The organism is Aquabacterium sp. (assembly GCF_044226965.1).
GTDB lineage: Bacteria > Pseudomonadota > Gammaproteobacteria > Burkholderiales > Burkholderiaceae_C > Pseudaquabacterium.
In genome coordinates this window covers 1-23111 of the sequence record NZ_JBGAGA010000021.1, presented here as the reverse complement: position 1 = coordinate 23111, position 23111 = coordinate 1, and the positions used below count along the sequence as shown (strand labels likewise).

Genomic DNA, 23111 nt, shown 5'->3' with positions numbered 1-23111 from the left:
GATGGAGAAAATCTGGCTGAAGCAGTATCCCGCCGGCGTGCCGGCCGAGGTGAAGACCGATGTCTACCCCTCGCTGGTGGCGCTGCTGGACGAGAGCTTCCGCAAGTACCGCGAGGCCACGGCCTACAAGTTCATGGGTCGCTCGCTGAGCTTTGGCGAGGTCGATGAAACTTCGCGTGCGCTGGCCGCGTGGCTGCAGGGCAGCGGGCTCGAGCGCGGCGACCGGGTCGCGGTGATGATGCCCAACGTGCCGCAATACCCGGTGGCGGTAGCGGCCATCCTGCGCGCCGGCTATGTGGTGGTGAACGTCAACCCGCTGTACACGCCGCGCGAGCTGGAGCACCAGCTGAAGGACTCCGGCGCGAAGGCGATTCTGATCCTCGAGAACTTCGCCGGCACGCTGCAGCAGGTGATCGACAGCGTGCCGACCAAGCAGGTCATCGTCGCGGCGATGGGCGACATGCTCGGCTTCTTCAAGGGCATGCTGGTCAACCACGTCGTGCGCCGCGTGAAGAAGATGGTGCCGGCGTTCTCGCTGCCCGGCGCCACGCGCTTCAACGACGCGGTGAGCCGCGGCCGCGGCATGCGCTACACCGCGCCGAAGGTGGGCCCGGACGACATCGCGGTGCTGCAGTACACCGGCGGCACCACCGGCGTCAGCAAGGGCGCTGTGCTGCTGCATCGCAACCTCGTGGCCAACGTCCTGCAGGCCGAGGCCTGGTACCAGCCGGCGCTGAAGAAGATTCCCTCGGGCGAGCAGATCGTCACCGTCTGCGCGCTGCCGCTGTACCACATCTTCGGCTTCAACACGAACATGATGCTGGGGCTGCGCATGGGCGGTTGCAACCTGCTGATCGCCAACCCGCGCGACATCCCCTCGGTGCTGAAGGAACTCGCGGCCCAGCCCTTCCACAGCTTCCCGGCGGTGAACACGCTGTTCAACGCGCTGGTCAACCACCCCGATTTCGACAAGGTCGACTGGAGCCACCTGAAGATCTCGGTCGGTGGCGGCATGGCCGTCACGCAGGGCACCGCGCGGCTGTGGCTGGAGAAGACCGGCTGCCCTATCTGCGAAGGCTATGGCCTGTCCGAGACCAGCCCCTCGGCCACCTGCAACCCGGTGGACGCCACCGCGTACAGCGGCACCATCGGCCTGCCGATGCCCTCCACCGAGCTGGCGCTGCTGGACGACGACGGCAAGGAAGTGCCGATGGGCTCGCCCGGCGAGATCGCCATCCGCGGCCCGCAGGTCATGGCCGGCTACTGGCAGCGCCCCGACGAGACCGCCAAGGTGATGACCGCCGACGGCTACTTCCGCACCGGCGACATCGGCACGGTGGACGAGCGCGGCTACTTCCGCATCGTGGACCGCAAGAAGGACATGATCCTGGTCTCGGGCTTCAACGTGTACCCGAACGAGATCGAGGATGTGCTCAGCGCGATGCCGGGCGTGCTCGAATGCGCAGCGGTCGGCATCCCGGACGAAAAGGCCGGCGAGGCGGTGAAGGTGGTGCTGGTCAAGAAGGATCCGGCGCTGACCGAGGCCGACGTGCGCGCCTATTGCGAGGCAAACCTCACGGGTTACAAGCGGCCCAAGGTGGTTGAGTTCCGCACCGAACTGCCGAAAACTCCGGTAGGCAAGATCCTTCGCCGCGAGCTGCGCGACGCCAGGCGCTGACCCAGCGCCCCGCGTCCGTCGCACGGCCCCAGCAGCATGACCACGCGCTACGTCAAAACCGAAACCGGTCGACAGGCCATCCGCGACAGGGCGCAGACCCTGTCACGCCCGGCGCGCAACCTGTTGCTGATCCTCGATGGCCAGAAGCCTGGCGAAGAGTGGGTGCGGCTCGTCAACGGCAGCACGCCGGCCGACCTGCAGCAGCTGATCGATGCCGGCATGATCGAACCCGTGGCCTCGGCCGCCGCCGCCACGCCGGCGCGCACCGCGGCCGTGGCCTCCGCGGTGGCCTCGGCCGTTGCCGGCGCCGGGGCCCAGGCCGCGCCGGGCGCGGCACTCGGCACCGCAGCCGATGCGGCGGCCGATGCCGGTCTGCCGTCGCAGCCGCCGGTCGACCCGGCCGCCGCGCTGCCGCTGGCCGAACGCTTGCAGTCGGTGAGCTACCGCCACCTCTACGACACGATGACCGCGCAGGCGCGGCCGCTGCTGGGCCTGATCAAGGGCTACCGCATGGTGCTCGATGTCGAGAAGTGCAACGGCCCCGAAGAGATCCGCGCGCTGGCGCTGCGCTTCGTCGACGACGTGCTGGCGGCCCAGGGCGTCGAAGCGGCACGGCGCGTCGCGCAGCAGCTCTGCAGCGCGACGCCGGCCGAGGCCTGAGCAGCGCCACGCGCCGGCCGGGCTTCAGGGCTTCGGGCACACTGCCCGTCCATGCCACCGCGTTTCTGTGTCGAGCCCCCGCTGCGGGCGGGGCTGGTTGTCGATCTCCCCGCCAATGCCGCGCGCCATGTGCAGGTGCTGCGCCTGCAGGCCGGGGCTCCGCTGATCCTGTTCGACGGCACCGGCGGCCAATGGTCGGCCGAAGTGCTGCAGATGGGCCGTCGCGAGGTGCAGGTGCGCGTGCTGGCACCCGAGGACATCGAATGCGAGCTGCCGCGCGCGGTGACCCTGGCCCTGGGCATGCCGGCCAACGAGCGCATGGACACGCTGATCGAGAAGGCCAGCGAGCTCGGCGTGGCGGCGATCCAGCCGCTGGTGTGCGAACGCTCGGTGCTGCGCGTGGCCGGCGAGCGCGCTGAACGCAAGGCCGCGCATTGGCAGGCGGTGGCCGCCGCGGCCTGCGAGCAGAGCGGACGCAACCGCGTGCCGGCCATCGCCGCGCCGCTGCCACTGCGCGAATGGCTGGCCGGCTTGCCGATGCCCGTGCAGGACGAGACCCGCCTGCTGCTGAGCCTGGACCCCGCGGCCGTCCCGCTGCTGCGCCTGGCGTCGCTGCCGGCTGCATCGCAGGTGCTGACCCTCAGCGGCCCCGAAGGCGGCCTGAGCCCAGCCGAGCAGGCGCTGGCCGGCCAGCACGGCTTTGTCGCGGTGTCCCTCGGCCCGCGCGTGCTGCGGGCCGACACCGCACCCCTGGCCGCGCTGGCCTGCATCGGAGCCCTGGCATGAAACGGACCCCCACGCTCACTGCGTTCGCTGCCCCCCGAGGGGGCGCCTCATCGCCTTCGGGCGGCCGGGCGGCGATGACATGAACCCCCGCCTCGCATTGCTGGTGCTGTGCCAGGGCCTGCTGATGGTCAACAACGTGACCTTCATCGCGGTGAACGGGCTGGTCGGGCTGGCGCTGGCGCCGGTGGGCTGGATGGCGACGCTGCCCATCACCGGCTACGTGGCCGGCGGCGCGCTGGCCACCGGGCTGGTGGCGCGGCACCAGCGCCGCTTCGGCCGCCGCCGCACCTTCCAGATCGGGCTGCTGGTGGCCATCGCCAGCGCCGCGGTCTGCGCCTGGGCGGCGATCAGCCGCAACTTCGCGCTGCTCGTCGCGGCCACCGTCATTGCGGGTTATTACAACGCCAACGGCTCGCTGTACCGCTTCGCGTCGGTCGAGCTGGTGGCGCCGGACTACAAGGAGCGCGCCATTTCGTGGGTGCTGGCCGGGGGCATCCTCGGCGCGGTGGTCGGGCCCAACCTGGCGCAGTGGAGCCGGGCGCTGCTGCCGCAGCCTTTCGCCGGTGCCTACCTGGTGCTGTGCGGCGTGGGCCTGCTGAGCCTGGCGTTGATGTCGTGCATCCGCTTCCCCACGCTGCCCGGCCAGGGCCAGGCCGCCGCGGGCCGGCCCTTGCGCGAGATCGTGCGCCAGCCGCTGTTCATCGTCGCCACGGCGGCCTGCGCCATCGGCTACGGCATCATGAACCTGCTGATGGCCGCGACGCCGATCGCGATGCAGCAGTGCAGCCACCCGTTTGCCGCCACCGCGCTGGTGCTCGAATGGCATGTGCTGGGCATGTTCGTGCCGAGTTTCTTCACCGGCCGGCTGGTGCAGCGTTTCGGCGCGCTGAAGGTGATGGGCGCGGGCCTGGCGCTGAACCTGGGCTGCATCGTCTTCGCGCTGCAGGGCAACGACGTGATGCATTTCCTCGGCGCGCTGCTGACCCTGGGCGTGGGCTGGAACTTCCTGTTCATCGGCGGCACCAGCCTGGCCACCAGCGCCTGGCGTCCCGAGGAAAGGACCCAGGCGCAGGGCGCGCTGGACTTCTGCGTCTACGCGACGATGACGCTCACGTCGTTCGCCAGCGGCGCGCTGGTCACCACCGGCGGCTGGCGGGCGATGAACCTGGGTGCGTTGCTGCCGCTGGCGCTGCTGGCGGCCGCGCTGGGCTGGCTGGCCCTGCGCCAGCAGCGCGAGGCCGCGCTGCCGGCCTAGCTGTCGGTCGCGGCCTTGGGCTCGCGCGCCGAGCCGGCCACCAGGTCGAAGCGGAACAGCCGGCATTCGATCGGGCCGTTCCACAGCGGCGTGCGCTGGCTTTCCTTCAGCCGCAGCGCCTGCGGCAGCTTCATGTCCGGGCTCAGCACGTAGGCGCGCCAGCCGGCGTAGTGGCGCTTCCAGTGGCTGGCCAGCTGGCTGAAGAAAGCAGCCGGCGTGCCGCCTTCATCGAAGCTTTCGCGGCTGCCGCGTCCTTTGGCGTCTATGCGCTCGCCGTAGGGCGGATTCAGCATCAGCGTGCCGCGCTCGGCTGGCGGCATGCGCTGCAAGGCATCGGCGGTCTTGAACTCGATCGCCTGCCGCACGCCGGCGCGTTCCGCGTTGCGCGTCGCGAAGTCGGTCATGCGGAACGAGACATCGCCGGCGAACACCGGCACCGCCGGCGCATGCTGATGCGCGCGCGCCTCGTCCTTCATGCGGCGCCAGGCGGCCTGGTGGGCACGGAAGGGCAGCATCTTCTCGAACGCGAATTGGCGCTGCAGCCCGGGCGCGATGCCGCAGGCGATCTGCGCGGCCTCGATCGCGATGGTGCCGGCGCCGCAGCAGGGGTCGAGCAGCGGGCCGTCCTCGGCGCGGCCCTGCCAGCCGGCGGCAGCCAGCATCGCGGCGGCCAGCGTTTCCTTCAGCGGCGCCTCGCCCTTGGCTTCGCGCCAGCCGCGCTTGAACAGCGCCTCGCCCGAGGTGTCCACGTACAGCGTGGCATGGGTGGCGGTCAGGTGCAGCGCCAGCGGCAGGTCGGGCCGGCGGGTGTCGACGCTGGGCCGCTCGCCGGTGGTGTCGCGCAACTGGTCGCACAGGCCGTCCTTCACGCGCAGCGTCGCGAAGTTCAGGCTCGGCAGCGGCGAGCGCTGCGCGGTGGTGTCGATGCGCAGCGTCTGCTGCGGCGTGATCCATTCGCGCCAGTCGATGCGGCGCGCGATGTCGTACAGGTCGTGCTCGTTGCGGTAGCCGGCATGCGCCAGCGGCCACAGCACGCGCTGCGCGAGCCGGCTGTGCAGGTTCAGGCGCATCGCGTCGAGCGCGTCGCCGTGCACGATGGCGCCGCCGCGCGCGGCCTCCACGCCGTGCGGGCGGCCCAGCACGCGCTGGCATTCGTCGGCCAGCAGGGCTTCGACGCCACCGGCGCAGGGCAGGAACAGGGCGGGCATCGGGCTACAGCGCCTTGCGCAGGTTGGCCGGCGCGATCTTCAGCGCCTCGCGGTACTTCGCCACCGTGCGCCGCGCGACCTGGATGCCCTGCTCGGCCAGCATGTCCGAGAGCTGGTTGTCCGACAGCGGCTTGGCCGGGTCTTCCGAGCCCACCAGCTGCTTGATCAAGGCGCGCACCGCGGTGCTCGAGGCATTGCCGCCGGCTTCGGTGTTGAGCGAGGAGCCGAAGAAGTACTTCAGCTCGAAGGTGCCGTACGGCGTGTTCATGTACTTGGCCGTGGTCACGCGCGAGATGGTCGACTCATGCAGGCCCAGCTCGTCGGCGATCTCGCGCAGCACCAGCGGCTTCATCGCGATCTCGCCATGCGTGAAGAAGCCCTTCTGGCGCTCGACGATGGCCTGGCTGACGCGCAGGATGGTGTCGAAGCGCTGCAGGATGTTCTTCATGAACCAGCGCGCCTCCTGCAGCCGTGCCGACAGGCCGGCGCCCGAGCCGTTGCGCTGGCCGCGGATGGCCTGCGCATAGAGGTCGTTGATGCGCAGCTTGGGCATCACGTCCGGATTCAACAGCACCTTCCATCCCCGGCCGGACTTCTGCACGATGACGTCGGGCACGATGATGTTGGCCTCGGCGCGCGCGAAGGGCCGGCCAGGCTTGGGCTCGCAGGCGACGATCAGCGCCTGCGCCTCGCGCAGCAGCGCCTCGTCGGCGCCGGTGGCGGCCATCAGCTTCTTCATGTCGCGCCGGGCCAGCAGCTCGAGGTGCTGCTTGCAGACGATGATGGCGATCATCTGCGCCTCGCTGCGCGGCAGCGTGCGCAGCTGCAGCGCCAGGCATTCGCCGAGGCTGGCCGCGCCGACGCCGGTGGGCTCCAGGCTCTGCAGCCACTTCAGCGCGCAGCGCAGGCGGTCGATCAGGTCCTCGCGGGCTTCGGCGTGGTCGTCGCCTTCGCCGGCGAGGCGCGCGGCGATGTCTTCCAGCGGGTCCGCCAGGTAGCCGTCGTCGTCCAGCGATTCGATCAGCACCATCACCGCGGCCGCATCCTCGGGCGACAGGCGCATGCCCAGCAGCTGGCGCTTCAGGTGGTCCTGCAGGGTCGGACCGCTGTCGCCGGACTCGATCGGCTCGAACTCGTCGTCGCCGTTCGCGCTGCCGCTGGCATTGCTGGGCAGCTCGCGGATGCCGTCGAAGTCGTCGCCTTCGGTGCCGTTGTCCCAGTCTTCGCGCTCGGTGGTGCCGAACTCGGCGGCATCGACGCCGGCGGGTTCGTCACCGCCATCGCCGCCGATGTCACTGCCGCTGGGCTCGTCGCGCTCGGCGGCGCGATCGGCGCTGTCGTTGGTCTTCTCCGGCGCGCTCACCCGTTCGAGGCCGAGCTCCATCGGCGACTGGTCGCCCTCGACTTCGAGAAAGGGGTTCTGCTCGAGCATCTGCTCGATTTCCTGGTGCAGCTCCAGTGTCGACAGCTGCAACAGCCGGATCGACTGCTGCAGCTGCGGTGTCAGCGCAAGGTGCTGCGAAAGGCGGACCTGGAGCGAAGGCTTCATGCGGGGTCGGCCTTCACATGCGGAAGTGCTCGCCGAGGTAGACACGGCGCACGTCCGCGTTCTCGACGATCTCGGCCGGCGTGCCTTCTGCCAGCACGCGGCCTTCGCTGATGATGTACGCGCGGTCGCAGATGCCCAGCATCTCGCGCACGTTGTGGTCGGTGATCAGCACACCGATGCCGCGGCTCTTCAGGAAGCCGATGATGCGCTGGATCTCGATGACCGCGATCGGGTCGACGCCGGCGAACGGCTCGTCGAGCAGGATGAAGCGTGGCTGCGTCGCCAGCGCGCGGGCGATCTCGACGCGGCGGCGTTCGCCGCCGGAGAGCGCCGGGGCCGGCGAGTCGCGCAGCTTCTCGATCGACAGCTCGTGCAGCAGCTGGTCGAGCTTGACCTCGATGACGTCCTTCTTCAGCGGTCGGCCCTGCGCATCGGTCTGCAGCTCGAGCACGGCGCGGATGTTCTCGGCGACGTTGAGCTTGCGGAAGATCGAGGCCTCCTGCGGCAGGTAGCTCAGGCCCATGCGCGCGCGCTGGTGGATGGGCTTGTTGTGCACCGGCACGCCGTCGATGCTGATCTGCCCGGCATCGGCGCGCACCAGGCCGACCACCATGTAGAAGGTGGTCGTCTTGCCGGCGCCGTTGGGGCCGAGCAGGCCGACGACCTCGCCGCCGGCCACCGCCAGGTGCACTTCCTTGACGACCTTGCGCGAGCCGTAGGTCTTCTGCAGGCCGCTCACTTCGAGACGGCTGGCCGGCAACGTGACGGCTTGCGGCAGCGCGCTCAACGCCGCTCCCCGAGCGACGAGGTGCTGCGCAGCGCCGCGGCGGGCGCCGAGGCCGCGCTGGCCGTCGCGGCGGGCGCCGAGGCGCTTTCCCGGGGCGCGAACACGGCCGTCACGCGGCCGCCGGGATTGGCCGGTGTGGTGGTGCGACCGCTGACGTTGAACAGCTCGGCGTTGTTGTCCCAGGTGATCAGCTCGCCATGGATCTCGTCGGCCGGGGTCGCATTGCGCAGCCGGCGGGCCACGGCCTGGCCCTCGAAGCGCAGCAGGTTGGCGCGGCTGTCGTACTCGATGCGCTGGGCGGTGCCCTCGACGTACTCGTCGACGTTGTCACGTTTCTGCCGGTACTGCGCCGGCTTGGCGCTGCTGCCGATCGCGCTGGCGACGCGGTAGCCGTCGGGCGTCTCGCGCAGCTCGACCCGGTCGGCGCGGATCACCAGCGTGCCTTGCGCCACCACCACATTGCCGCTGCAGCTGCTGACGTTCTTGACCAGGTCGACGCTGCAGGGGTTGTCCGACTCCACCGACATCGGCTTGCTGCGGTCGGCCTTCTCGGCCCAGGCCGCGCCGCCGGCGCCCAGCGCCAGGCCCAGCCCGAGCCGGGCGATAACGTGACAGACGGTGAGGGTATTCATCAGGCGGCACAAAACTTGCAGGTCATTCTAGACGCAAGCTCGTGCCGCCTGGCACGACGGGCGGCGAGAAAGTTCGGTAAATCTTCGCGCCGCTGCCGGGGAGACAGGTTATGCCTTCTTGGCTTTCTGGATCAGGGCTTCCATCACGCGCAGGGCCTGCTCATGCCCGCCGGCCTGGCCGACCGAGGTCATGAAGCGCCCCTGCACGCCCATCGTCGGCACGCCGTCGATGGCCCAGGCACGCGCGGCCTGCGTGGCCTGGTTGCACTTGGTGGCCACCGAGAAGCTCTTCATCGACTCGATCAGCTTGGCGCCGTCCAGCCCGTTGGCGGCGGCCAGGGCCTGCACTTCACTGTCCTTCTCGAGCCGCATGTGCTGGATGTGCACCGCGTTGAAGACCTTGCGGTGCATGGTGTCCAGCACGCCCATCGCCTCCAGCGCGTAGTACAGCTTCTGGTAGGGCTGGTGCGCGGCGTTGAACGCCACCGGGATGCGGCGGAACACCACGTCGGCCGGCAGCTTGCGCACCCACAGGTCGAGGACGGGCTCGAACGCGTTGCAGTGCGGGCACCAGTAGCCGAAGAACTCGACCACCTCGACCTTGCCGGCCGGGGTGGACACCGGCTGCGGCGACTGCAGCCGGGTGTACTCGCGGCCTTCGACCGGCTCACCCTGGGCGTGGGCGGGGCTCGCGGCCAGCAGGGTGGCCAGGCTGCCGGCGCTCATGCCCAGCGTGAAATCACGACGCTTCATGCTCTTTTGTCCTTTCGGTGGTCTGCTGTCAGCGCCGGGGTGGACCCGCGGCGGCGGCCAAGGTTCAACGTTCGACGCGCACGAGGTTCGATTCGACGCTGGAACCCGCCAGGCGCGACTGCATCGCCTCGGCCTCCTCGCGTGCGTCGAACGGGCCGATGCGCACCCGGTACACCATGCGGCCGGACTGCTCGCGCTCCATCACCTTGGCCGCGACCCCCAGCATCGCCAGCTTGGCGCGCTGCGCTTCGGCATCCTCGGTGCGGGCGTAGGCGCCGGCCTGCACGTAGAAGCTGAACGCTTCGGCGCCCGGCGCGGTGGACTTGGGCTGCAGCGCGCCGGACTGGCCGGCCAGGATGGCTGCCGGATCGCGGGCGCTGCGCGGCGCCGACGCGGCGCTGGCCGCGGCAGCCACCGGCGGCAGTGCGGGCGCCGTCGCCACCGCCGAAGCGGCCGCGGGCCGGGCGGCGGCCGAAGCGGCCTCGGCCACTGCGCCGCTGGCCCCCGCCGCCGGCACCGAGGCCGGCCGCGCCGGGTTCTTGCCGGCCAGCGGGGCGTTCGGGTCCCAGTTCTTGTTCTTTGCGGCCTCGGCGGCGTCCTGCTCGGCGGTGCGTTGCGGCACCTTGTTGACGAAGGGGATCGGCACCTTCGTGATGTACAGCGCCACGCCCAGCGCCAGCGCCAGGCCCAGCAGCAGGCCGACGATCAGGCCGAGCGCGAAGCCACCGCGTTGCTTGCTGTTCTTCATGGGGTTCAGGCGGCCTCCTCGGCCGGGGTCTCGCGGGCCATGGCCTCGGGGGCGCTGACGCCCAGCAGCGCCAGCGCGTTGCGCAGCACCTGGCGCGTGGCGGCCAGCAGCGCCATGCGGGCACGGGCCAGCGCGACGTCGTCGACCAGGAAGCGCTCGGCCGCGTAATAACTGTGGAATGCAGCGGCCAGGTCGCGCAGGTAGAAGGCCACGTCGTGCGGTGCCATGTCGGCCGCCGCGGCGGCCAGCATGTCGGGGTAGGCGGCCAGCTTGCGCATCAGCGCCTGCTCGGTCGGGGCCTGCAGCAGGGCCAGGTCCGGCGCAGCGGCCAGGTCGCCGCCCTGCTTCTGGTATTCGGCCAGCACCGAGCAGATGCGGGCATGGGCGTACTGGACGTAGAACACCGGGTTCTCGTCGTTGGCCTTCAGCGCCAGGTCGATGTCGAACACGAACTCGGTGTCGGCCTTGCGGCTGATCAGGAAGAAGCGCACCGCGTCGCGGCTGGTCCACTCGATCAGGTCGCGCAAGGTGACGTAGCTGCCGGCGCGCTTGGAGATCTTCACCTCCTCGCCGCCGCGCATCACCGTGACCATCTTGTACAGCACGTAGTCGGGGTAGCCGGCGGGGATGCCGGCGCCCACCGCCTGCAGGCCGGCGCGCACGCGCGCCACCGTGCCGTGGTGGTCGGTGCCCTGCACGTTGATCACCTGGCCCCAGCCGCGCTCGAACTTGGTGACGTGGTAGGCCACGTCGGGCACGAAGTAGGTGTAGGTGCCGTCGGACTTGCGCATCACGCGGTCCTTGTCGTCACCGTACTCGGTGGTGCGCAGCCACAGCGCGCCGCCTTCCTCGAAGGTCTTGCCGGCGGCCACCAGCCGGCGCACCGTGTCCTCGACGCGGCCGTCGCGGTACAGGCTGCTTTCGAGGTAGTAATGGTCGAAGTGCACGCCGAAGGCCTGCAGGTCCAGGTCCTGCTCATGGCGCAGCCAGGCCACCGCGAACTGGCCGATGCCGGCCAGGTCGTCAGGGTCGCCGCTGGCGGTGAATTCGCGGTCGTCGGCCCGCACGGTCTGGCGCGCGGCGAAGCCGGCGGCGATGTCGGCGATGTAGTCGCCGTTGTACGCGGCCTCGGGCCAGCCGGCGTCACCGGGCTTCAGGCCCTTCAGCCGGCATTGCGTGGAGACGGCCAGCGTCTGGATCTGCACGCCGGCATCGTTGTAGTAGAACTCGCGCAGCACCTCGGCGCCCTGGCTCTGCAGCAGGTTGCTGATGCAGTCGCCCAGCGCGGCATTGCGGCCATGGCCCACGTGCAGCGGGCCGGTGGGATTGGCCGAGACGAACTCCACCATCACCTTGCGGCCGCTGGGCGGGCGCAGGCCGAAGCGGTCGCCGCTGGCCAGCACTTCGGCCACGATGGCATGGCGCGCCTCGGGCTTCAGGCGCAGGTTGATGAAGCCGGGGCCGGCAATCTCGAGCGCCGACACCCAGCGCTGCACGGCCGGCTGCGACTCGAGGGCCTTGACCAGCTCGCTGGCCAGCTCGCGCGGGTTGCGCTTCAGCGCGCGGGACAGCTGCATCGCGCTGGTGATCGCGAAATCACCGTGCGCGGCTTGCTTGGGGTTCTCGAAGGCCGGGCTCGTGGCGACCCCGGGCGCGAGCTGCGCGATCGCGGCGCCCAGCGCCTCGAGCAGCTCCTGCTTGGCTTGGATCATGGCGGCGGATTCTAAGGTTGGGGCCCCGTCCCCCGCGGTGGGAGAAGGTGGATCGTGGCGTGCTTGGCTTCTCGCCCCGGTGGAATGCCCGCAGAATGTGCCCAGACCATGTCCAGCCTGCCTGCCTCCCCACCCGGTGTCGACAACGCGGCCGAGCCGGCCGATCACCCGGCCTGGATCGGCCGCTACCGCGTGCTGTCGCGCCTGGGCGAAGGCGCCACCAGCGAAGTCTTCCTGGCGCGCGACGACTTCCGCGACCGCCAGGTGGCCATCAAGCGCGTGCGGGCGGCCAGCGGGGTCGAGAGCCCGGAGAACCACTACCGCAGCCACTTCTTCGATGCCGAAGCCGCGCTGGCCGGCAAGCTGAAGCATCCGAACGTGGTCGAGATCTTCGATGCCGTGCCCGACCCGGTGATGCCCTACCTGGTGATGGAGTACGTGCCCGGCGTCACGCTCAAGCGCTACTGCCGCGCCAACGCGCTGCTGTCGCTGGACCAGATCGTCGAGATCGGCTTCAAGTGCGCGATGGCGCTGGGCTATGTCTCGCGCCAGGGCCTGATCCACCGCGACGTGAAGCCGGCCAACATCCTGGCGCTGGTCGACAACGGTGTCGTGAAAGACGTGAAGATCAGCGACTTCGGCAGCGTGCTGGACACCATGTCCGACCGCACCCAGGTGTTCCGCGTCGGCTCGCTGGCCTACATGTCGCCCGAGCAGCTGGACGGCAGCACGCTCGATGCGCGGGCCGACCTGTACTCGCTGGCGGCGGTGCTGTTCCACCTGGTGGCCGGCCGCCCGCCGTTCGACGCGACCACGCAGCCTTCGCTGATGCACCAGATCTACAACGTCGACCCGCCGGCGCTGCAGCATCTGCGTGAAGGCGTGCCGCCGCGCATGCAGGCCATCCTCGAACGCGCGCTGGCCAAGAACCGCGACGAGCGGCATGCCAACTGGGAAGAGTTCGCGCGGGAGTGGTCTTCGCTGGTGGCCAATGCCGAAGTGCCGCGCGGCCAGCGGCAGGACGTGCTGGACTCCGAGCGTTTCAACCTGCTGCGCTCGCTGGAGTTCTTCGCCGGCTTCGGCGATGTCGAGCTGTGGGAAGTGGTGCACCGCGCGCGCTGGCAGCGCCATGCCTTCGGCGCCGCGCTGTACCGCAAGGGCGAGGACGGCAACACCTTTCACATCATCGCCCAGGGCCGCATCGACGTGTACCGCGACGGCAGCCGGGTGGCACAGCTGGGCACCGGCACCTCGGTTGGCGAGATGGCCTACCTGGCGCCCAGCCCGGACCTGAAGACCCATGCGGCGGACGTGATCGTCTCCGAGGCCGCCACCACGGTGGCCTTCACGCCCGAGGCGATGCAGACCCTGAGCCCGACGACGCGGCACCTGTTCGACGCCGCCTTCATCCGCGTGCTGGTGCGGCGGCTGCATGCCGCGCACGAGGCGCTGGCGCACCCGCGGCGCATCCTGTAACGCCTGCTCGCGCGGGCTGTGCACCGCGCGCCACGCCGCCGCGTTGCGTCAATTGCCGGCTGGGGGTTTGCCTGCTCCAATCGGCCCCGGCCCTTGGTGGCCACCAGCGTCTGCAACGAGGAAGGAACCCCACCATGATCACGATCAAGCAATGCGCCGCCCTGGCGGCATCGACCCTGCTGTGCATTGGCGCGGCGCAGGCCAGCTCGCACAAGGGCGCCCCGGACATGGCCGCCAGCGGCGCAAAGCCCACCGCCCAGCAATCCAAGATGGGCGACTGCAACAAGGAAGCGGGCGACAAGAAGGGTGATGAGCGCAAGGCCTTCATGAAGACCTGCCTGTCGGCCAAGAAGCCCGCCACCCAGCAGGACAAGATGAAGGCCTGCAACAAGGACGCCGGCGAGAAGAAGCTCAAGGGCGACGAGCGCAAGAAGTTCATGAGCGAGTGCTTGAAGGGTTGACCCCCGGCCGCCTGGCGGCCGCCCCCCGGGGGGCTACCAAACCCGACCGGGCAACCCGGATCGGGTTTGGCGGCTTCGATCACGAGCCCGCACCCCTGGCCAGCTTCGCGGGCCTGTCCCCTGCCGGGGGCGGGTCGTGGCTGACGGGGACGTTTGGTGTTAGCGGGTCAGCAGCCCCCGCGCCAGCAGCACGCCCAGCAGCGGGAGCCACACCATCAGGTGGGTGGCGCGCATCAGGCGCTGGCGCAGCTGGGTGATCTGCGCGGCACTGGGCAGCGCGCCGCTGCGTTGGTGGTCGGTGTGCCAGCGTTTGATCTGGCGGGTTGATTGCCAGGCCGCGATGGCCATCAGGGCGAACAGCGCGAGCTTGGCCCACAGCAAGGGCTGCGCCAGTGTCCAGGCCGGGCCTTTGACGCCCCAGGCGACGCGGGCCAGGCCAGTGGCCAGCACCGCGGCGGCGGCGATGTTGGCAATGCGGGCCACCAGCACCAGGCGCTGCAGCGCCGCGGCATTGAGCCACTCGGCACGGGCCAGCGCGGTCTGGCTTGTGAGGAAGACCACCCAGCTCAGGATCGCGAGCAGGTGGGCATAGGCGAGCAGGGCTTCGAGCATCGATGATCCCTTGTCAGGGGCTGGCGCCGCGCCAGTAGGCCGGGTCGCCGTAGCTGTGCTTGATGAAGTCGATCCACAGCCGCACCCGCAGCGGCAGGTGCTTGCGCTGCGGCACCACTGCGTAGATGCCGTTCGGCGGCGCGGCATAGGCGCCCAGCACCTCCACCAGCTGGCCGCTGGCGACCTGCTGCTCCACTTCCCAGGTGCTGCGCCAGGCGATCCCCAGGCCCTGCAGGCACCAGGCGTGCAGCACCTGGCCGTCGCTGCAATCGAGCCGGCCGCTGGGCCGCAGGTGGGTCAGCTCGCCGTCGATCTGGAAGGCCCAGCCGCGGGTCTGGCTGGCGTCGGACGAGAGGGTCAGGCAGGCATGCCGGCCCAGCTCCTGCGGGTGCTGCGGCGTGCCGGCGCGCTTCAGGTAGGCCGGGGTGGCCACGCACAGGCGCCGGTTGTCGGCCAGCCGCACGCTCACCAGGCTGGAATCGGGCAGGTCGCCGACGCGAACCGCGCAATCGAAACCTTCGTTGACGATGTCCACCACCCGGTCGGCCAGGTTCAGCGACAGGCTCACGTCCTGGTGCAGCGCCAGGAACTGCGGCACCAGCGGCGCGACGTGCCGGCGCCCGAAGCCGGCCGGCGCGGTGATACGCAAGTGGCCGCTCGCCTTCACGCCGCCCGCCGAAACGCTGGCCTCGGCATTGGCGATGTCGGCCACGATGCGCTGGCAATCCTCGAGGAACGCACTACCTTCGTGGGTGAGCGTGATGCGCCGCGTGGTGCGCACCAGCAGCTTGACGCCGAGCCGCTCCTCCAGCCCGTCGATGCGGCGGCCGATCACCGCCGGGGCCACGCCCTCGGCCTGCGCGGCCGCGGTCAGGCTGCCCTTGGTGGCCACCGCGATGAAGGACTCGATCTGCTTCAGGCGATCCATGGCCGATGATTACACATCAAAGTGTCACGAATCAATCGCAAATCGCTTTGTTAATACGGGCGCAAGTTCGCAATAGAGTCTCACCCCATGATGCCGATGCCATCGCCCGCGCCGGAAGCCGTGCTCTTCGATGCCTACGGCACGCTGTTCGATGTCTACAGCGTGGCGCTGGCGGCCGAGCAGCTGTTCCCCGGCCAGGGCCAGGCGCTGGCCACGCTGTGGCGTGACAAGCAGATCGACTACACCCGGCTGTGCTCGATGAGCGGTCGCTACCGCCCGTTCTGGGACCTGACGCGCGCGGGCCTGCGCTTCGCCGCGCTGCAGCGTGACATCACGCTGACGGCCGAGGCCGAGGACCGGCTGATGAACCAGTACCGGCACCTCTCGGCCTTCCCGGAAAACCGCGTCGTGCTGCAAGGCCTGCGCGAGCGCGGCGTGCGCGCCGGCATCCTGAGCAATGGCGACCCCGAGATGCTGGCAGTGGCGATCAAGAGCGCCGGCCTGGCCGACCTGATCGACCCCGTGCTCAGTGCCCACAGCGTGCGCCGCTTCAAGACCGACCCCGCCGTGTACACGCTGGGCACCGAGGCGCTGGGCCTGCCGGCGAAGAAGATCCTGTTCGTCTCCAGCAACGGCTGGGACGCCATCGGCGCCAGCTGGTTCGGCTACACCACGCTGTGGGTCAACCGCGCCGGCGCGCCGCTGGAGCAGCTGGACACCGAACCCACCCGCATCGGCCGCAGCCTGCGCGACGTGCTGAACTTCTTCCCGACGACCACTAGCGACAACAGACCCGCCTGACGAGGACATGCCATGACTTCACGCACCCCCATTCACCGCCTGCAGGTGGCCACTGAGCTGGTCCGCTTCATCGACGATCAGGTGCTGCCCGGCACCGGCATCGCCAGCGAGCGCTTCTGGCAGGGCTTCGATGCCATCGTCGCCGAGTTCGCGCCGAAGAATGCCGCGCTGCTGGCCGAACGCGACCGGCTGCAGGCCGAGATGGATGCCTGGCACAAGGCCCACCCCGGCCCGATCGCCGACATGCCGGCCTACCGTGCCTTCCTGCAGCAGACCGGCTACCTGCAGCCGCACCCGGCGAATGCGAAGGCCACGACGACGAATGTCGATGCCGAGCTGGCGATCCAGGCCGGCCCGCAGCTGGTGGTACCCATTCTGAATGCGCGTTATGCCCTGAACGCCGCCAACGCGCGCTGGGGCTCGCTGTACGACGCGCTGTACGGCACCGATGCCATTCCCGAGACCGGCGGCGCCGAGCGTGCCGGCGCCTACAACCCGGCGCGCGGCGCGAAGGTGATTGCCTTCGCACGCCAGTTCCTCGACCAGTCGGCGCCGCTGGCCACCGGCTCGCATGCCGATGCCACCGGCTACCGCGTCGAAGCCGGCAAGCTCGCCGTCGCGCTGAAGGACGGTCGCAGCGTCGGCCTCGCCGATGCCGCGCAATTCGTGGGTTATCAGGGCAGCGCTGCGGCGCCGTCGTCGGTGCTGCTGGTGAACAACGGCCTGCATGTGGACATCCGCATCGACCGCTCGACGCCGATCGGTGCCAGCGACGCTGCCGGCGTGGCCGACCTGGTGCTCGAGGCCGCGCTGTCGACCATCCTCGACCTGGAGGATTCGGTCGCCGCGGTCGACGCCGAGGACAAGGTGCTGGCCTACCGCAACTGGCTCGGCATCCTGAAGGGCACGCTGACCGAAGAAGTCAGCAAGGGCGGCAAGACCTTCACCCGCGGGCTGAACCCGGACCGGTTGTACACCGCACCCTCGGGTCAGGGCGAGGTGCGGCTGCATGGCCGCTCGCTGCTGTTCGTGCGCAACGTCGGCCACCTGATGAGCAACCCGGCGATCCTGATGGCCGACGGCCGCGAGATCCCCGAGGGCATCATGGACGCGGTGATCACCACCGCGATCGCGCTGCACGACCTGCAGGGCCATGGCCAGAACGGCATCCGCAACTCGCGCACCGGCTCGGTCTACATCGTCAAGCCCAAGATGCATGGCGCCGAGGAAGTGGCCTTTGCCAGCGCGCTGTTCGGCGCGGTCGAAAAGCTGCTCGGCCTGCCGGACTCGACCGTCAAGCTCGGCATCATGGACGAGGAGCGCCGCACCAGCGTGAACCTGAAGGCCTGCATCGCCGCGGCGGCCAGCCGCGTGGCCTTCATCAACACCGGCTTCCTGGACCGCACCGGCGACGAGATGCACACCGCGATGCATGCCGGCCCGATGCTGCGCAAGGGCGACATGAAGAGCACCGCGTGGATCCAGTCCTACGAGCGCAGCAACGTGCTGGTGGGCCTGAGCTGCGGCCTGCGCGGCCGTGCGCAGATCGGCAAGGGCATGTGGGCCATGCCGGACCTGATGGCGGCCATGCTGGAGCAGAAGATCGTGCACCCGAAGGCCGGCGCCAACACCGCCTGGGTGCCCAGCCCGACCGCCGCGACGCTGCATGCGCTGCACTACCACCAGGTCAAGGTCTCGGCGGTGCAGCAGGAACTGGAGCAGATCGATGCCGAAGCCCAGCGCGAGACGCTGCTGAACGGCCTGTTGACGATCCCGGTCGCGGCCGAGGCCAACTGGACGCCCGAGCAGCGCCAGCAGGAACTGGACAACAACGTGCAGGGCATCCTCGGCTACGTGGTGCGCTGGGTCGACCAGGGCGTCGGCTGCTCGAAGGTGCCCGACATCCACAACGTCGGGCTGATGGAAGACCGCGCCACCCTGCGCATCTCCAGCCAGCACATCGCCAACTGGCTGCTGCACGGCGTGGTGAGCGAGGCGCAGGTGCGCGCCACCTTCGAGCGCATGGCCCGCGTGGTGGACCAGCAGAACGCCGGTGACCCGGCCTACAAGAGCCTGGCGGCCCACCCGCAGGGCCCGGCCTTCCAGGCCGCGCTGGACCTCGTGTTCAAGGGCCTCGAGCAACCCAGCGGCTACACCGAGCCGCTGCTGCATGCCTGGCGCCTGAAGGTCAAGGCCGGCGCCTGAAGACCCCGCCTGCCGGCGCTCAGCTCGGCGTCGGCAGGCCGTTCATGCGGTCGGCCTTCAGGAAGTACTGGCGGGCCAGCGCGACGAGCTGGTTCTCGCTCGGGTGGTCCACCGTCTCGTAGCCGACGATGCGCTTCGCGGTCTCGGGACGGTGCTTCTCGACGTAGTGCCGGAAGTCGGCCTGCACGGTGTGCGCGCCGGTCACCAGCAATTCGGGAATGCCGGCCAGGCTCTCGCAGACGGCGGCGAAGAACTCGTGCTCGCTGCGCACGGCGCTGCCATGCTGGCGCGTCTGGTGGCTGCTGGCCTTGACCTTCTGCGCCTGCACATGTTCGGCGTCGAATTGCAGGATCTGCGCCTGGTGGTGGTCCAGCCAGACAACAGCGTGGAAAGTGGTCATCCGGAACTCCTTTGTTCTCGTGGGGTTTGTCGATGATTCATCGTCCCACTGCCGCCGTGGCCCTGCGTTGACGACCATCAAGCGAGCCGTGGCGCGTGCAGGCCGCTGCCTACAATCGGTCGCTCCGCCGTTCGCCCGCTGGCCGCTGCCTCCCCGCCGATGAATGCTTCCTCGCTGCCCGACCGATGCGACGTGCTGGTGATCGGTGCCGGCCCCGCCGGCAGCGCCTGCGCGCAGTGGCTGGCGCAACAGGGTCTGGACGTCGTGCTGGTCGACCAGCAGGCGTTTCCGCGCGACAAGGTCTGCGGCGACGGGCTGATCCCCGACGCGCACCGCGCGCTGCAGCGCCTGGGCGTGCATGCCGAGGTGATGGCGCAGGCGCAGGCGGTGCGGCATGTCGCCTGCATCGGGCCGCGTGGCGGGCGGGTGGATGTGCCGGGTCGCGTCGCGGTGCTGCAGCGGCGCGTGCTCGACGACATCCTCAAGCGCGCCGCCGAGCGCGCCGGCGCCCGCTTCTTCGCGCCCTGGCGCTTCGAGTCCACGCTGATGTCCGGCGAGCGCGTGGCCGGCGCGCGGCTGCGCGGGGCCGATGGCGGCGCGCACGACCTGCAGGCGCGCTGGACCGTGCTGGCCACCGGCGCGGTGCCCAAGGCGCTGATGGCCGCCGGCATGTGCCAGCGCCACACGCCCAGCGGCGTGGCGCTGCGCGGCTACGTGCGCCGGCCGGCGCTGCAGGGGCGCATCGAGGCGCTGGAAGTGGTGTGGCACAAGCGGCTGCGCAAGGGCTACGGCTGGATCTTTCCGCTGCCCGGGGGCGTGTTCAACATCGGCGTCGGCCTGGCGCACAGCCATGCCGCCGGCAGCGACGGCCGCGCCTCGATGGCCGACGTCAACCTGCGCGAGATGTTCAAGACCTTCGCCGAGGTCTACGCGCCGGCGCGCGACCTGCTGGCCGGCGGCGAATGGGTCGGCGAGCTCAAGGGCGCACCGCTGCGCTGCTCGCTCGAAGGCGCCGAGCTGGCCAGGCCCGGCCTGCTGGTCACCGGCGAAGCCGCCGGCAGCACCTATGCCTTCACCGGCGAGGGCATCGGCAAGGCGATGGAGACCGGCCTGCTGGCCGCCGAGGCGCTGCTGGCCCACGGCGGGAGCGCCGCCACCGACATGGCCGCTGCCATCGCGCGTTATCAATCGGCGATCGCCGCGCTGAAACCGCGCTTCGACCTCTACGAGCGCGCCAACCGCGTCAACGACCATCCCTGGCTGGCCGACCTGCTGATCTGGCGCGCCAACAAGAGCCCGCGCATCCTCAAGCGCATGGAGGGCGTGCTGGAAGAGACCGGCAACCCCGGCCACCTGGTCAGCCTGCGCGGCATCACGCGGCTGTTCCTGCCGATCTGAGACCGGAGCCCGCGCGATGTGCCAGCTGCTCGGCATGAACGCCAACACGCCGACCGACGTGATGTTCTCGTTCACCGGCCTGGCCACCCGCGCCAGCGAGCACAAGGACGGCTTCGGCATCGCCTTCTTCGAGGACAAGGGCGTGCGCTTGTTCGTCGACCCGCACAGCGCGCTGGTCTCGCCGGTGGCCGAGATGGTGCGGCGCTACCCGATCAAGAGCGAGAACGTCATCGCCCACATCCGCAAGGCCACGCAGGGCCGGGTGGCGCTGGAGAACACGCACCCGTTCATGCGCGAGCTGTGGGGCCGCTACTGGGTGTTCGCGCACAACGGCGACCTGAAGGGCTTCGCGCCGCGATTGCATGCGGCCTTCCGCCCGGTGGGCAACACCGACAGCGAGCAGGCCTTCTGCTGGCTGATGCAGGAGCTGGCCAAGGCCCATGCGTCGGTGCCCTCGGTCGACGAGCTCACCCGCACGCTGGCCGAGCTGCTGCCGGTGATCGCGCGCCACGGCACCTTCAACCTGCTGCTGTCCAACGGCCAGGCGCTGTGGGCGCATGCCACCACCCAGCTGTACTGGCTGGAGCGCCGCCACCCCTTCGGCGCCGCGCACCTGGCCGACGAGGACCTGAGCGTCGACTTCGGCGCGCTGACCTCGCCCGACGACCGCGTGGCGCTGGTCGCCACCGAGCCGCTGACGCGCGACGAGCCCTGGACCGCCTTCGCGCCCGGCGAGCTGCGCGTCTTCGTCGGCGGCCAGCTGCAGCGCTGAGCGTCGGCCCGCTGGCCGCTGCTCGTCCGCCCGCTGGCCGCTGCTCGTCGGCCCGCTGGCCGCTGCCCATCCGCGGGCCGGTCGCCATTCATCCGCCCGTCCCGCCCTTCACCGCGGCGCCCCGGCCGTCCGCCCGGCGGCCTGCGGCAGGCCCCGCCTGCCGGCCTAGACTGCCGCCCGATGAAGCCCGCCCACCCGTCGATGCCCGCCGCTGCCGCGCCTGCCGCTGCCTGGCAGCGCTGGTGGTACGCCGGCCTCGACGAGCCGACCCGCGCACAGGCGCTGGCCTTCGACCGCCGGCTGCTGCGGCGCGAGGGCCTGGGCCTGTGGCTCGGCATCGCGCTGGGCTGGGCGGCCACCGCGGTGGGCCTGCAGCAGGCCGGCATGACGGCGCGTTGGGCCTGGTTCACCTCGGCGTTGTTCGTGGCCGGCAGCGGGCTGGCGATGCGCCGCGCCTGGCTGCAGCCGCAGAAGTTCGACGCCCGCACCTTGCGCCGGCTGGCGGTCCTGATGGTGGTGGCCACCTATGCCGGCGCGCTGGGCACGATGTTCGCGGGCGTGTGGGATGCCGGCGGCCCGCCCGGCTGGGAGAAGCTGCTGCGCGCGCTGTGGCGCGCGACGCCGGTGCAGTTGCTGGCCGGCATGGCGCTGCTGCTGATGCTGTGGGCGGTGGCCACGGGCCGGCGCGCGCAGATCCAGCGCGCGCTGCAGCAGTCGCAGCTGGTGGCCGAGCGTGACGCGGCCGCGCGCCATGCCGCCGAGGCCCGGCTGCAGCTGCTGCAGGCGCAGATCCAGCCGCACTTCATCTTCAACACGCTGGCCGCGCTGCAGCACTGGGTGGACACCGGCGACGCCCGCGCGCCGGCGCTGCTGCGTGCGCTGACGCAGTTCCTGCGCGGCTCCACCGAGCTGCTGGCGCGCGAGCAGGCGACGCTGGGCGACGAGCTGGCGCTGGCGCGGCACTACCTGGCCATCGTGCAGGCGCGGCTGGGCGAGCGCCTGCATCCGCCGGCCTTCGCCGTGGCCGACGATTGCCTGGCCCAGGCCCTGCCGCCCGGCCTGCTCCTGACGCTGCTGGAGAACGCCGTCGAGCATGGCGTGGCGCCTGCGCTGCAGTCCGCCGGCATCTCGGTGCGGGCGCAGCGCAGCGCGGGCCGCTTCGAGCTGACGGTGCTCAACAGCGGCCAGCCGCTGGCACCCGACTGGCGCGAAGGCGTGGGCCTGGCCAATTGCCGCGAACGGCTGCAGCACCGCTTCGGCGACGCGGCGCGGCTGAGCCTGCAGGCCACCGAGGCCGGCACGCTGGCGCGCGTGACGATCGAAGGCCCCGCGGCATGACCACGCTGGACAGCCGCCGCGAGCGCATCGACTGGAGCCAGCTCTGGTTCCCCGGCCCGACACGGCCCTTCACCGACGCGGAACTCGCCCGCGCCGGCCACGACCGGCCCAGCCCGACGCTGCTGATGGTGCTGGCGGTGAACCTGCTGGGCTGCGCGCTGGGCTTCCTGCCGCTGGTGCCCGGGCCGGCCGTGCCCTGGGTGCTGGCGCTCTTCGTGGCCGCGCCTTATCCGATTTACCGAGCGGCCATGAGCTTGTGGCGACAACCCACCCGGGCCCGGCTGCTCGGCCGCTCGCTGGCCTGCGTGGCGGTGTTCGTCACCCTGGCCTTCACCGCCCGGCCCTGGCTGCCCGATCCGGCCTTGCGGCGCTGGGTCGGCGCCGCGATCGGGCTGACGGCGATGGCCGGCACGCTGGTCCTGTGGGCCGTCACGGTGTTCCGCGCCCACCAGATCGAGGCCCGCCTGCGCGAGCTGGCCGAGCGCGAGCAGGCCATCGAGATGGCTCGCCAGCTGGCCAGCGCGCAGATCCAGCCGCACTTCCTGTTCAACACGCTGGCCTCGCTGCAGCACTGGGTCGCGTCGGGCGACGCCCGCGCCGCGCCGCTGCTGGCCTGGCTCACCGCCTACCTGCGCGCCACGCTGCCGCTGTTCCAGCGCCGCCTGCTGACCCTGGGCGAGGAGCTCGAAGCCGCGCAGCGCTACCTCGAAGTGATGCAGGCGCGCCTGGGCGAACGCCTGCGCTTCACGCTCGAGGCCGATGGCCTGGCGCGCATGCAGCGCCTGCCGCCGGGACTGCTGCTGACCCTGGTGGAGAACGCCGTCGAGCATGGCGTGCAGCCCAGCCTGCAGGGCGCCGAGATCGCGGTGCGCGCCTGGCGCGAGGGCGAGCACACGCTGGTCGAGGTGCGCGACAGCGGCGCCGGCCTGGCACTGCCGCTGCAGGAAGGCCT

Annotated in this window: 22 protein-coding genes; 12 read left to right on the top strand and 10 right to left on the bottom strand. The window is 70.7% G+C overall.

All coding sequences use genetic code 11. The features are described from left to right. The first annotated feature begins 1 nt into the window (after window position 1). The 4 genes from ACILR4_RS11825 to ACILR4_RS11810 all read left to right on the top strand — a co-directional run bounded on the left by ACILR4_RS11825 (window position 2) and on the right by ACILR4_RS11810 (window position 4379). Entirely contained in the window at window positions 2–1678 is a 1677-nt protein-coding gene (locus ACILR4_RS11825) for a long-chain-fatty-acid--CoA ligase (RefSeq protein ID WP_395701054.1), read from the top strand. 36 nt (window positions 1679–1714) lie between these two features. Then, complete coding sequence (locus ACILR4_RS11820; protein WP_395701053.1) at window positions 1715–2338, top strand: hypothetical protein; 624 nt, start codon at window positions 1715–1717, stop codon at window positions 2336–2338. 51 nt (window positions 2339–2389) lie between these two features. After that, window positions 2390–3124 carry a 16S rRNA (uracil(1498)-N(3))-methyltransferase gene (locus ACILR4_RS11815; protein ID WP_395701052.1) on the top strand — a complete coding sequence of 245 codons (735 nt, stop codon included), beginning with the start codon at window positions 2390–2392 and terminating at the stop codon, window positions 3122–3124. Between the two features lie 79 nt (window positions 3125–3203). Continuing rightward, a complete protein-coding gene (locus ACILR4_RS11810; RefSeq protein WP_395701051.1) occupies window positions 3204–4379 on the top strand; it encodes an MFS transporter in 1176 nt (391 codons plus the stop codon). Here the strand turns inward: ACILR4_RS11810 and ACILR4_RS11805 are convergent. The 7 genes from ACILR4_RS11805 to argS form a co-directional block, all read right to left on the bottom strand. After that, window positions 4376–5587 carry a class I SAM-dependent RNA methyltransferase gene (locus tag ACILR4_RS11805; RefSeq protein WP_395701050.1) on the bottom strand — a complete coding sequence of 404 codons (1212 nt, stop codon included), beginning with the start codon at window positions 5585–5587 and terminating at the stop codon, window positions 4376–4378. The genes ACILR4_RS11810 and ACILR4_RS11805 overlap by 4 nt on opposite strands. Window positions 5588–5591: 4 nt before the next feature. Continuing rightward, complete coding sequence (locus ACILR4_RS11800; RefSeq protein ID WP_395701049.1) at window positions 5592–7136, bottom strand: RNA polymerase factor sigma-54; 1545 nt, start codon at window positions 7134–7136, stop codon at window positions 5592–5594. Window positions 7137–7149: 13 nt separating this feature from the next. After that, window positions 7150–7923, bottom strand: a complete 774-nt coding sequence (lptB, locus tag ACILR4_RS11795) for an LPS export ABC transporter ATP-binding protein (RefSeq protein WP_395701048.1) — start codon at window positions 7921–7923, stop codon at window positions 7150–7152. Continuing rightward, complete coding sequence (lptA, locus tag ACILR4_RS11790) at window positions 7920–8555, bottom strand: lipopolysaccharide transport periplasmic protein LptA (protein WP_395701047.1); 636 nt, start codon at window positions 8553–8555, stop codon at window positions 7920–7922. The genes lptB and lptA overlap by 4 nt, the downstream gene beginning before the upstream one ends. 108 nt (window positions 8556–8663) lie before the next feature. Then, the gene (locus tag ACILR4_RS11785) at window positions 8664–9308 is read right to left on the bottom strand and encodes a thiol:disulfide interchange protein DsbA/DsbL (protein ID WP_395701046.1); all 645 of its coding nucleotides are present in this window, start codon (window positions 9306–9308) and stop codon (window positions 8664–8666) included. Between the two features lie 64 nt (window positions 9309–9372). Beyond that, window positions 9373–10056, bottom strand: a complete 684-nt coding sequence (locus ACILR4_RS11780; protein ID WP_395701045.1) for an SPOR domain-containing protein — start codon at window positions 10054–10056, stop codon at window positions 9373–9375. 5 nt (window positions 10057–10061) lie between these two features. Continuing rightward, complete coding sequence (gene argS / locus ACILR4_RS11775) at window positions 10062–11768, bottom strand: arginine--tRNA ligase (protein ID WP_395701044.1); 1707 nt, start codon at window positions 11766–11768, stop codon at window positions 10062–10064. 108 nt (window positions 11769–11876) lie between these two features. Here argS and ACILR4_RS11770 point away from each other — a divergent pair, with 108 nt between their 5' ends. Together ACILR4_RS11770 and ACILR4_RS11765 are read left to right on the top strand one after the other, a co-directional pair. Beyond that, entirely contained in the window at window positions 11877–13244 is a 1368-nt protein-coding gene (locus tag ACILR4_RS11770; RefSeq protein ID WP_395701043.1) for a serine/threonine-protein kinase, read from the top strand. A gap of 227 nt (window positions 13245–13471) precedes the next feature. Then, window positions 13472–13705, top strand: a complete 234-nt coding sequence (locus ACILR4_RS11765) for a PsiF family protein (RefSeq protein WP_395701104.1) — start codon at window positions 13472–13474, stop codon at window positions 13703–13705. Between the two features lie 159 nt (window positions 13706–13864). Here the strand turns inward: ACILR4_RS11765 and ACILR4_RS11760 are convergent, their stop codons facing one another. Then, a complete protein-coding gene (locus ACILR4_RS11760) occupies window positions 13865–14317 on the bottom strand; it encodes a DUF2214 family protein (RefSeq protein ID WP_395701042.1) in 453 nt (150 codons plus the stop codon). Between the two features lie 13 nt (window positions 14318–14330). Continuing rightward, window positions 14331–15245, bottom strand: a complete 915-nt coding sequence (locus ACILR4_RS11755; protein ID WP_395701041.1) for a LysR family transcriptional regulator — start codon at window positions 15243–15245, stop codon at window positions 14331–14333. Between the two features lie 87 nt (window positions 15246–15332). Between ACILR4_RS11755 and ACILR4_RS11750 the strand changes: the two genes are divergently transcribed. Together ACILR4_RS11750 and ACILR4_RS11745 are read left to right on the top strand one after the other, a co-directional pair. Further along, window positions 15333–16046 (top strand): haloacid dehalogenase type II, encoded by a 714-nt coding sequence (locus ACILR4_RS11750; protein WP_395701040.1) that lies wholly within the window; start codon window positions 15333–15335, stop codon window positions 16044–16046. Between the two features lie 12 nt (window positions 16047–16058). Continuing rightward, window positions 16059–18251 (top strand): malate synthase G, encoded by a 2193-nt coding sequence (locus ACILR4_RS11745; RefSeq protein WP_395701039.1) that lies wholly within the window; start codon window positions 16059–16061, stop codon window positions 18249–18251. Window positions 18252–18270: 19 nt separating this feature from the next. On the opposite strand, the gene ACILR4_RS11740 is transcribed toward ACILR4_RS11745, so the two are convergent. Further along, on the bottom strand, window positions 18271–18651 hold the full coding sequence (locus ACILR4_RS11740; protein WP_395701038.1) for a hypothetical protein: 381 nt from the start codon (window positions 18649–18651) through the stop codon (window positions 18271–18273). 159 nt (window positions 18652–18810) lie between these two features. Here ACILR4_RS11740 and ACILR4_RS11735 point away from each other — a divergent pair, with 159 nt between their 5' ends. The 4 genes from ACILR4_RS11735 to ACILR4_RS11720 all read left to right on the top strand — a co-directional run. Then, the gene (locus ACILR4_RS11735) at window positions 18811–20049 is read left to right on the top strand and encodes an NAD(P)/FAD-dependent oxidoreductase (protein WP_395701037.1); all 1239 of its coding nucleotides are present in this window, start codon (window positions 18811–18813) and stop codon (window positions 20047–20049) included. Between the two features lie 16 nt (window positions 20050–20065). Beyond that, window positions 20066–20821, top strand: a complete 756-nt coding sequence (locus ACILR4_RS11730) for a class II glutamine amidotransferase (protein WP_395701036.1) — start codon at window positions 20066–20068, stop codon at window positions 20819–20821. Between the two features lie 180 nt (window positions 20822–21001). Continuing rightward, complete coding sequence (locus ACILR4_RS11725) at window positions 21002–22159, top strand: sensor histidine kinase (RefSeq protein ID WP_395701035.1); 1158 nt, start codon at window positions 21002–21004, stop codon at window positions 22157–22159. Beyond that, a partial coding sequence (locus tag ACILR4_RS11720; RefSeq protein WP_395701034.1) for a sensor histidine kinase occupies window positions 22156–23111 on the top strand: 956 nt, incomplete at its 3' end. The genes ACILR4_RS11725 and ACILR4_RS11720, both read left to right, overlap by 4 nt.

What these genes read in the sequence shown, in the direction of transcription:
- ACILR4_RS11800 (WP_395701049.1), bottom strand. Translation starts at nt 7,136, where the DNA reads ATGAAGCCTTCGCTCCAGGTCCGCCTTTCGCAGCACCTTGCGCTGACA.
- ACILR4_RS11730 (WP_395701036.1), top strand. Translation starts at nt 20,066, where the DNA reads ATGTGCCAGCTGCTCGGCATGAACGCCAACACGCCGACCGACGTGATG.
- ACILR4_RS11765 (WP_395701104.1), top strand. Translation starts at nt 13,472, where the DNA reads ATGGCCGCCAGCGGCGCAAAGCCCACCGCCCAGCAATCCAAGATGGGC.
- ACILR4_RS11825 (WP_395701054.1), top strand. Translation starts at nt 2, where the DNA reads ATGGAGAAAATCTGGCTGAAGCAGTATCCCGCCGGCGTGCCGGCCGAG.
- ACILR4_RS11770 (WP_395701043.1), top strand. Translation starts at nt 11,877, where the DNA reads ATGTCCAGCCTGCCTGCCTCCCCACCCGGTGTCGACAACGCGGCCGAG.
- ACILR4_RS11785 (WP_395701046.1), bottom strand. Translation starts at nt 9,308, where the DNA reads ATGAAGCGTCGTGATTTCACGCTGGGCATGAGCGCCGGCAGCCTGGCC.
- ACILR4_RS11820 (WP_395701053.1), top strand. Translation starts at nt 1,715, where the DNA reads ATGACCACGCGCTACGTCAAAACCGAAACCGGTCGACAGGCCATCCGC.
- ACILR4_RS11725 (WP_395701035.1), top strand. Translation starts at nt 21,002, where the DNA reads ATGAAGCCCGCCCACCCGTCGATGCCCGCCGCTGCCGCGCCTGCCGCT.
- lptA (WP_395701047.1), bottom strand. Translation starts at nt 8,555, where the DNA reads ATGAATACCCTCACCGTCTGTCACGTTATCGCCCGGCTCGGGCTGGGC.
- ACILR4_RS11805 (WP_395701050.1), bottom strand. Translation starts at nt 5,587, where the DNA reads ATGCCCGCCCTGTTCCTGCCCTGCGCCGGTGGCGTCGAAGCCCTGCTG.
- ACILR4_RS11755 (WP_395701041.1), bottom strand. Translation starts at nt 15,245, where the DNA reads ATGGATCGCCTGAAGCAGATCGAGTCCTTCATCGCGGTGGCCACCAAG.
- ACILR4_RS11745 (WP_395701039.1), top strand. Translation starts at nt 16,059, where the DNA reads ATGACTTCACGCACCCCCATTCACCGCCTGCAGGTGGCCACTGAGCTG.
- ACILR4_RS11760 (WP_395701042.1), bottom strand. Translation starts at nt 14,317, where the DNA reads ATGCTCGAAGCCCTGCTCGCCTATGCCCACCTGCTCGCGATCCTGAGC.
- ACILR4_RS11780 (WP_395701045.1), bottom strand. Translation starts at nt 10,056, where the DNA reads ATGAAGAACAGCAAGCAACGCGGTGGCTTCGCGCTCGGCCTGATCGTC.
- ACILR4_RS11750 (WP_395701040.1), top strand. Translation starts at nt 15,333, where the DNA reads ATGATGCCGATGCCATCGCCCGCGCCGGAAGCCGTGCTCTTCGATGCC.
- ACILR4_RS11735 (WP_395701037.1), top strand. Translation starts at nt 18,811, where the DNA reads ATGAATGCTTCCTCGCTGCCCGACCGATGCGACGTGCTGGTGATCGGT.
- ACILR4_RS11810 (WP_395701051.1), top strand. Translation starts at nt 3,204, where the DNA reads ATGAACCCCCGCCTCGCATTGCTGGTGCTGTGCCAGGGCCTGCTGATG.
- ACILR4_RS11740 (WP_395701038.1), bottom strand. Translation starts at nt 18,651, where the DNA reads ATGACCACTTTCCACGCTGTTGTCTGGCTGGACCACCACCAGGCGCAG.
- argS (WP_395701044.1), bottom strand. Translation starts at nt 11,768, where the DNA reads ATGATCCAAGCCAAGCAGGAGCTGCTCGAGGCGCTGGGCGCCGCGATC.
- ACILR4_RS11815 (WP_395701052.1), top strand. Translation starts at nt 2,390, where the DNA reads ATGCCACCGCGTTTCTGTGTCGAGCCCCCGCTGCGGGCGGGGCTGGTT.